Source organism: Stenotrophomonas sp. PS02301, from assembly GCF_029959485.1.
Taxonomy (GTDB): domain Bacteria; phylum Pseudomonadota; class Gammaproteobacteria; order Xanthomonadales; family Xanthomonadaceae; genus Stenotrophomonas; species Stenotrophomonas maltophilia_Z.
Genome location: NZ_JASCOO010000142.1, coordinates 1 through 7,775, shown reverse-complemented (window position 1 = coordinate 7,775; position 7,775 = coordinate 1). Strand labels below are relative to the sequence as shown.

Genomic DNA, 7,775 nt, shown 5'->3' with positions numbered 1-7,775 from the left:
CGCGTGCCGGTCGCCGAACCGCCGCCGCGCCGTGCGCGTGCCGCCGCGGCCGTGCCTGCGGCGCCGGCGCCCAGCGCTGTCGCCACCGGAGGCGCGCCCAAGCCGGGCCGCATGCAGACCGCCAACGTCCGTTCGGGCCAGCAGCTGTACGCGGAAAACTGCGACCTGACCGTCATGGCCACCGTCGGCGCGGGCGCCGAAGTGATCGCCGATGGCAGCATCCACATCTACGGTACGCTGCGGGGCCGTGCCCTGGCAGGTGCCCAAGGCAACACCACGGCGCGCATTTTCTGCCGTGAATTCCACGCTGAACTGGTCGCCATTGCCGGCCACTACAAGGTACTGGACGATGTTCCGGACTCCCTGCGCGGCAAGGCCGTGCAGGTGTGGCTGGAACAGGACCAGATCAAGATCGCTGCGCTGGACTGACGCAGCCCCCAAACAGAAGAATCAGGAGAAATCCTTTGGCTGAAATCATCGTAGTCACCTCCGGCAAGGGCGGCGTCGGCAAGACCACCAGCAGCGCCAGCCTGGCCTGCGGGTTGGCACGTCGTGGCAAAAAGGTGGCGGTGATCGACTTCGACGTCGGCCTGCGCAACCTGGACCTGATCATGGGCTGCGAGCGCCGCGTGGTGTACGACTTCGTCAATGTCGTGCACGGCGAAGCGACCCTCAAGCAGGCCCTGATCAAGGACAAGCGCTTCGACAACCTGTACGTGCTGGCTGCCTCGCAGACCCGCGACAAGGACGCACTGACCCAGGAAGGCGTGCGCAAGGTGCTCGACGATCTCATCGCCGACGGCTTCGAGTACGTCATCTGCGACTCCCCGGCCGGTATCGAGAAGGGCGCGTTCCTGGCGATGTACTACGCCGACCGTGCGGTCGTGGTGGTGAACCCGGAAGTGTCTTCGGTGCGCGACTCGGACCGCATCATCGGTCTGCTCGATTCGAAGACCCACAAGGCCGAGTCCGGCAAGAACGTGCCGGCCTTCCTGCTGCTCACGCGCTACAGCCCGGTACGGGTGGAAAGCGGCGAGATGCTCAGCATCACCGACGTGGAAGAAGTGCTGGGCCTGAAGGCCATTGGCGTGGTGCCCGAATCGGGCGACGTGCTCAATGCGTCCAACAAGGGCGAGCCGGTCATTCTGGACCCCGAATCGGCGGCGGGCCAGGCATACGAAGATGCGGTGGGCCGCATCCTTGGCGAAGAGCGTCCGATGCGCTTCACCACCGTGGAGAAGAAAGGCTTCTTCAGCAAGCTGTTCGGAGGGTAAGCATGGGACTGTTCGATTTCCTGAACCGGAAGAAGACCACTGCCGAAACGGCCAAGAACCGCCTGCAGATCATCATCGCGCAGGAACGCAGCCACCGCGGCGGCCCGGACTACCTGCCCCTGCTGCAGCGCGAGCTGCTGGAAGTGATCAAGAAGTACGTCAACATCGACGCTGATGCGGTCAAGGTCGATCTGGTCAAGGACGGGGAGCACGATGTGCTCGATATCTCCGTCGCCTTGCCGGAAGGCCCGCAGCAGCCCTGATCGACATCGCCCCTTCCGCGTTGGAAGGGGCGGTTGAGCGGTAACCCATGAACGACGCTGCCCCCACCGCCGAACCGCAGGTCACCCGCGTCGGCGATATCCGTTTCGACGATGCCCTCGCCCTGCTCGCCACCCACGATCTGCACCTGCATCGTGTGGCCGATGGTGCGCCGATTCCGGGCAGCTACTGGGGCGAACCCGAAGCCGGCATCATCGGCAGCGACGTGTACGTCCGCGATGACACCCCCGTGCACTCGATGCTGCACGAAGCCTGTCACCTGATCGTGCTGCCGCCGGAGCGGCGTGCGCTGGTGCATACCGATGCCACCGATTCGGTGCCCGAAGAAGACGCCACCTGTTACCTGCAGATCGTGCTGGCCGGCAGACTGCCTGGTGTGGGCAGCGACCGCCTGATGCTGGACATGGATGCTTGGGGGTATACGTATCGGTTGGGGTCCACGAAGGCGTGGTTCGAACAGGATGCGGAAGACGCAAAGGCGTGGCTGGTCGAGCGCGGCCTTCTTCCTGCGTAAATCCGCACGTGCGGTCAGCCCTGCCCTGCCATCGCGCGCAGGGTGATGCCCACGATGTACGCCAGATACGTGCCCGTGGCGTAGCCCATCGTGCCCAACAGCACGCCGACCGGCGCCAGCGAAGGATGGAACGCCGCCGCCACCACGGGCGCGGAGGCTGGCCCGCCGATGTTGGACTGCGAGCCGATCGCGAAGTAGAAGAACGGCACCTTCAGCGCGCGCGCCAGCGCCCACAGCAGCACGATGTGCACCGCGATCCAGATCAGGCCTAGCAGGAACAGCCACGGGCGGTCCAGCAACGCCAGCAGGTCCATCTGCATGCCGATGCAGGCGATCAGGAAGTACAGCAGCAGCGAGCCGAGCTTGGAGGCACCGGCACCTTCCAGGTTGCGCGCACGGGTGAAGCTCAACGCCAGGCCGCAGGTGGTGGAGATCACCACCACCCACACGAACGGCGCATCCAGGCTGAACTGCGAGGCCCAGGCGACATGCCCCTTGAACCATGCCGAGACCGGCCCGGCGATCGCGTGCGACAGCCCCACCACGCCGAAGGCGACCGCCACGATCAGCATCAGGTCGGTCAGGCTGGCCACGCGCTCATGCTGTGCCTGGAACGCCTGGATGCGCAGCTTGAGGGCATCGATGCCGGAGGTGTCGGCACCACTGCGCGCATCGATCTTTGCCGCGCGCCCGGCCATGAAGATCAGCACCGCCATCCACACATAACCGACACCGACATCGACCACCGCGAACTGCCCGAAGGTGGTCGCGTTGACATCAAAGACTTCGCGCATGGCCAGCATGTTGGCACCGCCGCCGATCCAGCTGCCGGCCAGCGCCGCCATGCCCGCCCAGGTGTCACCGGCGACCGTCGCCGGGTGCAGCCACTTCATCAACTGGAAGGCGACCACGGCGCCGATCATGATGCTCAGCGAGGCGCCCAGGTACATCACGATCAGCTTCGGCCCCAACCGCAGGATGCCCTTGATGTCCACGGCCAGGGTGAGCAGCACCAGGGCGGCGGGCAGCAGGATGTCGCGCGCGACCGGGTTGTAGAGATGGGTGTTCTGGCCATCTATCAGGCCGACGGTGTTGTACACGCCGGGAATCAGGTAGCACAGCAGCAACGCGGGCACGTAGGTATAGAACCGCTTCCACAGCCCCTGCTCGCGCGAGGCGGTCCAGAATACGGCACCGAGGGTGGCAGCGATCAAGCCGAAGACGACGATATCGTTCTGGATCAGGGCGGGTGCTTTCACGGGGGATGGCCTGCGTAGTGCCGGCCGCTGGCCGGCAACCTCATGGATGTGGAACGCGCGATACAACCGCCAGCCAATGACCGGCACCACCGATAGCAAAGCGCCGCCCCTGGGGGCGGCGCTTCAAACCGGCTTATTCGCCGATGTGCTGCTTCAACCAGCCGTTGACGGTGTCGTGCCACTGCACGCTGTTCTGCGGCTTGAGCACCCAGTGGTTCTCATCCGGGAAGTACAGGAACTTGGACTCGATGCCCTGGCGCTGCGCAGCGGTGAACGCCGCCAGGCCCTGCTCCACCGGAATGCGGTAGTCGAGCTGGCCGTGCACGATCAGGATCGGCTTCTTCCAGTCGGCCACGTGGTTGACCGGGTTGAACTTCTCGTAGTTGGCGGCCTTCGCGTACGGCGTGCCACCCTGTTCCCACTCGGTGAACCACAGCTCTTCGGTGGCGTAGCCCATCATGCGCTGATCGAACACGCCGTCATGGTTGACCAGGCACTTCCACGGCTCGTTCCAGTTGCCGGCGATCCAGTTGACCATGAAGCCGCCATAGCTGGCGCCCAGGGCGCACGCCTTGTCGCCGTTGAGGAACGGGTACTGCTTCTGTGCCGCAGCCCAGCCCTTCTGCAGATCTTCCAGCGGGCGGTCGCCCCAGTGCTGGCTGATCGCATCGGTGAAGGCCTGGCCGTAACCGGTGGAGCCGTGGAAGTCGATCATGACCACCGCGTAGCCCTGACCGGCGTAGGTCTGCGGGTTCCAGCGGTAGCTCCAGCCGTTGCCGAAGCTGCCCTGCGGGCCACCGTGGATCAGGAACGCGACCGGGTAACTTTTGCCTTCCTGGTAGTTGTACGGCTTGACCACGTAACCGTGCACGGTCTCGTTGTTCCAGCCCTTGAACTGGAACTGCTCGTAATCGCCGAAGGCGACGTCGGGCAGCATTTCACCGGCGCTCGGGGTGATCTCACGCGGGTTGGCGCCGTCGAAGGCGGCCACGATGATCTGATCGCCGCTCTTCAGACTGTTCTTCGTATACGCCAGGGTGGTGCCGGCGATCACCGGCGAGCCGATGCTGCCGCCGTCGGCGACCACTTCGGCGGTGCCGGTGGCGATGTCGACGCCGAACAGGCGGTGCTCGCCCATGTCGTCGGCACTGGTATAGATCAGCGTGCCGTCACCGGACAGTACGATCTCGCCGGCCGAACGATCCCACTTGGGTGCGATCTCACGGGTCTTGCCGGTGGCCACGTCCATCGCCATCAGGCCGAAGCGGTCCGCTTCGAAGCCGGGGCGCTTCATGGCGCGGTAGTACAGGGTCTTGCCGTCGGCGCTGAACACCGGGCCGGCATCCCAAGCCGGGTTGGCCGCGGTCAGGTTGACCGGGGCCTGCTTGCCCTCGGCATCCAGGCGGTACAGATCGAAGTTGGTCGACCACGGCTCCTGCTTGCCGGCCACGCGGATCGCGGCGACCACGCTCTTGCCATCCGGCGACCAGGTGAAGTCGTCATTGCCACCGAACGGCTTGGACGGTGCATCGCCGGCCAGCGTCGCGCTGATCGCCGAGGCGCCCTTCACCGCTGCGGCCTTGGCGACCGGCAGCGGCGCCACGAACAGCGTGTTGCGGCGGCCATCGGCCCAGGTGTCCCAATGGCGCACGAACAGAGTGTCGAAGACTTCACCGGTGTTCTTGCGTGCCTTGTGCGCGTCCAGCTTCTTGCTGGTGCAGGCCAGGTCCGAACCGCAGTCCTGGAACACGCCGCTGCTGAAGGCCACGCGGTCGCCCTGCGGGGAGACGTGGAAGCTGTCCACATCGACCGGGAAATCGGTCAGCTGGCGCGGGGTGCCGCCGGTGGTCGGCTGCGCGTAGAGCTGCTGGCTGCCGTTCTTGGCGCTCAGGAAATACACGGTCTGGCCATCGGCCGACAGCGCAGCGGAATTGACGTTCCAGCCCGCCGGGGTCAGCGGCTTGGGCGGGGCCAGATCCCGGGTGCGCAGGTTGCGGATGTACAGGCCGGTGCTGGCCTTGCTGTCGGTACCGACCACGCGCTTGGCGAAGATCACATTGCCGCCATCGGCGGTGAGCAGCGGGCTGGAGACCCGATCCAGCGCGATCATGTCGCGCACATCCAGGCCACGCGTGGCCGCCAGCGAGGGCATCGCGGTCAGCAGGCACAACGGCAGCAGGGCGTAACGAAGTTTCATCGGGGTCTCCGCGGAACGGCAAAACGCCGATGGTAGGGCCGCAGGGGCCACCGATGCAAAGGCCATCGGTCATGCCGGTGGTTCGACGGGAGGCAGAAACGACAAACCCCGCCGGAGCGGGGTTTGCCATGACGCAGATGCAGACTTTTTAGACTGAACCCACCGCGCGCTTGCCGGTGCGGTAGATCAACCAGCCGACCAGGAACAGCACGGCCAGACCGATCCACTGCGCGCCCGGCAGGTGGAACGGCAGCGCCAGCACGTCCGCGCGGCTGCTGATCACGATCGGCACCGCGATCGCGATACCCATCAGGGCTTCACCGGTGATCAGGCCCGCAGCGAACAGCACGCCCGGCTTGTGCACGCGGTCGCGGCCTTCTTCGTCGTCGCCACGGATCTTGTGGAAGCGTTCCACCAGGTAGGCGATCAGACCACCCAGGAAGATCGGCACCATCAGCTCCAGCGGCAGGTAGATGCCGATCGCCGCGGCCAGCACCGGCACGCGGAAGCGTGCATTGCGCGACTTCAGCCAGCTGTCGAAAGCGATGATTGCCGCCCCGACCACGGCACCGATGCCGATGAAGGTCCACGGCAGCTCGCCGCCGAACAGGCCCTTGGCCACCGAGGCCATGAGGTTGGCCTGCGGCGCGGCCAGCGCATTGGGATGCAGCTCGGACTTGACGCCGATGCCATACGCGGTGGCCAGCAGGTTCAGTACCGGGGCCATGATCAGCGCGCACGAGAACGCACCGATGCCCAGCATCAGCTGCTGCTTCCACGGGGTGGCGCCAACGATGTAGCCGGCCTTGAGGTCCTGCAGGTTGTCACCGCCGACCGCGGCCGCACAGCACACCACCGCACCGATCATGATCGCGGCCACCGCACCCAGCGGGGCACCGCCGACGCCAACCGGCTTGAGGCCGTCGGCGCCGAGCAACACCACCAGCACCGCCGAGGCGAACAGGATGGTGGAGATGGTGATGCCCGAGACCGGGTTGTTGGACGAACCGATCAACCCGGCCAGGTAGGCCGAGACCGAGACGAACAGGAAGCCGGCCACGATCATGATGAGCGTCATCGGGATCGAGACATGCCACTGGCCCACGATGGCCTGGTACAGCGCCAGCAGCGGCAGGGTGAACACCACCAGGGCCACCAGCATCCACTTCATCGGCAGGTCGCGCTCGGTGTGCGCCAGCGCCGGGCCGCCGCTCTTGCGGGCCGCGGCGAAACCGCTCTTGACGCCATTGAGCAGCGACTTGCGCAGCGAGATCAGGGTCCAGACGCCACCGATCAGCATCGCGCCCACGCCCAGGTAACGCATCTTCGCGCCCCAGATGGCGAAGGCCGCCTCGGTGGAGCTGGCCGTGGCGATCGAGGCGGCCAGCGCCGGATCGGTGTTCATGAAGAACGACTGGTACAGCGGAATGGCGATATGCCAGGTCAGGATCGAGCCGGACACCACCACGATGCCGACATTCAGGCCGACGATGTAGCCCACACCCAGCAGCGCCGGGGACAGGTTGGTGCCGATGAAGGCGGTGATCTTCGAGCTGCCCACGTAGGCCGAGGTGGCCCAGGCATCCGGAATCAGGCGCAGGCCGCTTTCGGCCGCCAGCTTCACGAAGGCGCCGATCACCGCCGACACCGCCAGGATCTTCAGGCCCGGGCCCGGGTTCTCACCGGCCTTGAGCACTTCGGCGGCCGCCTTGCCTTCCGGGAACGGCAGCGGATCTTCGACGATCATCGAACGCCGCAGCGGCACCGAGAACAGCACGCCCAGCAGACCACCCAGACCGGCGATGCCCAGCACCCACCAGTACTTGAAGTCCGGCCAGTAGCCCATGATCACCAGCGCGGGAATCGTGAAGATCACGCCGGCGGCGATCGACGAACCGGCCGAAGCACCGGTCTGCACGATGTTGTTTTCCAGGATCGTGCCACCGCCGAGCAGGCGCAGCACCCCCATGGAAATGACCGCGGCGGGAATGGCGGTGGCGATGGTCAGGCCTGCGAACAGACCGAGGTAGGCGTTGGCGGCCGACAGAATCACTGCCAGCACGATGGCAAGCACCACCGCGCGGAAAGTGAGCTGGCGTGGCGCAGCGTCGTTGTTCATGGAAGCCTCTGCTGGCAAAAAATCCCTGCCACGCTAGCGTTCATGTACGGGCAAGTCCAGTAGTGGGGGGCGCGGGGCGGGCCCCCCCCCCCCCCCCCCCCCCCCCCCCCGAGACGCCGGCGCAGGAAAA

General features: G+C 66.0%; 7 protein-coding genes. 4 read left to right on the top strand and 3 right to left on the bottom strand.

Going from position 1 to position 7,775, the window contains the following annotated elements:
* The 4 genes from minC to QMX81_RS19765 all read left to right on the top strand — a co-directional run.
* A partial coding sequence (gene minC / locus QMX81_RS19780; protein WP_282264053.1) for a septum site-determining protein MinC occupies positions 1-429 on the top strand: 429 nt, incomplete at its 5' end.
* A gap of 35 nt (positions 430-464) precedes the next feature.
* Positions 465-1,274 carry a septum site-determining protein MinD gene (gene minD, locus QMX81_RS19775; protein WP_088432112.1) on the top strand — a complete coding sequence of 270 codons (810 nt, stop codon included), beginning with the start codon at positions 465-467 and terminating at the stop codon, positions 1,272-1,274.
* A 2-nt stretch (positions 1,275-1,276) separates the two neighbouring features.
* Complete coding sequence (gene minE / locus QMX81_RS19770) at positions 1,277-1,537, top strand: cell division topological specificity factor MinE (protein WP_017355894.1); 261 nt, start codon at positions 1,277-1,279, stop codon at positions 1,535-1,537.
* A 47-nt stretch (positions 1,538-1,584) separates the two neighbouring features.
* Complete coding sequence (locus QMX81_RS19765; RefSeq protein WP_121043356.1) at positions 1,585-2,070, top strand: hypothetical protein; 486 nt, start codon at positions 1,585-1,587, stop codon at positions 2,068-2,070.
* 14 nt (positions 2,071-2,084) lie between these two features.
* On the opposite strand, the gene QMX81_RS19760 is transcribed toward QMX81_RS19765, so the two are convergent.
* The 3 genes from QMX81_RS19760 to QMX81_RS19750 form a co-directional block, all read right to left on the bottom strand.
* Positions 2,085-3,329: a DUF819 family protein gene (locus tag QMX81_RS19760; protein ID WP_183073818.1), complete on the bottom strand. Its 1,245-nt coding sequence runs from the start codon at positions 3,327-3,329 to the stop codon at positions 2,085-2,087.
* 133 nt (positions 3,330-3,462) lie between these two features.
* Positions 3,463-5,526 (bottom strand): S9 family peptidase, encoded by a 2,064-nt coding sequence (locus QMX81_RS19755; RefSeq protein ID WP_282264043.1) that lies wholly within the window; start codon positions 5,524-5,526, stop codon positions 3,463-3,465.
* 148 nt (positions 5,527-5,674) lie between these two features.
* Positions 5,675-7,645 (bottom strand): oligopeptide transporter, OPT family, encoded by a 1,971-nt coding sequence (locus QMX81_RS19750; protein ID WP_282264041.1) that lies wholly within the window; start codon positions 7,643-7,645, stop codon positions 5,675-5,677.
* Positions 7,646-7,775: the final 130 nt, after the last annotated feature.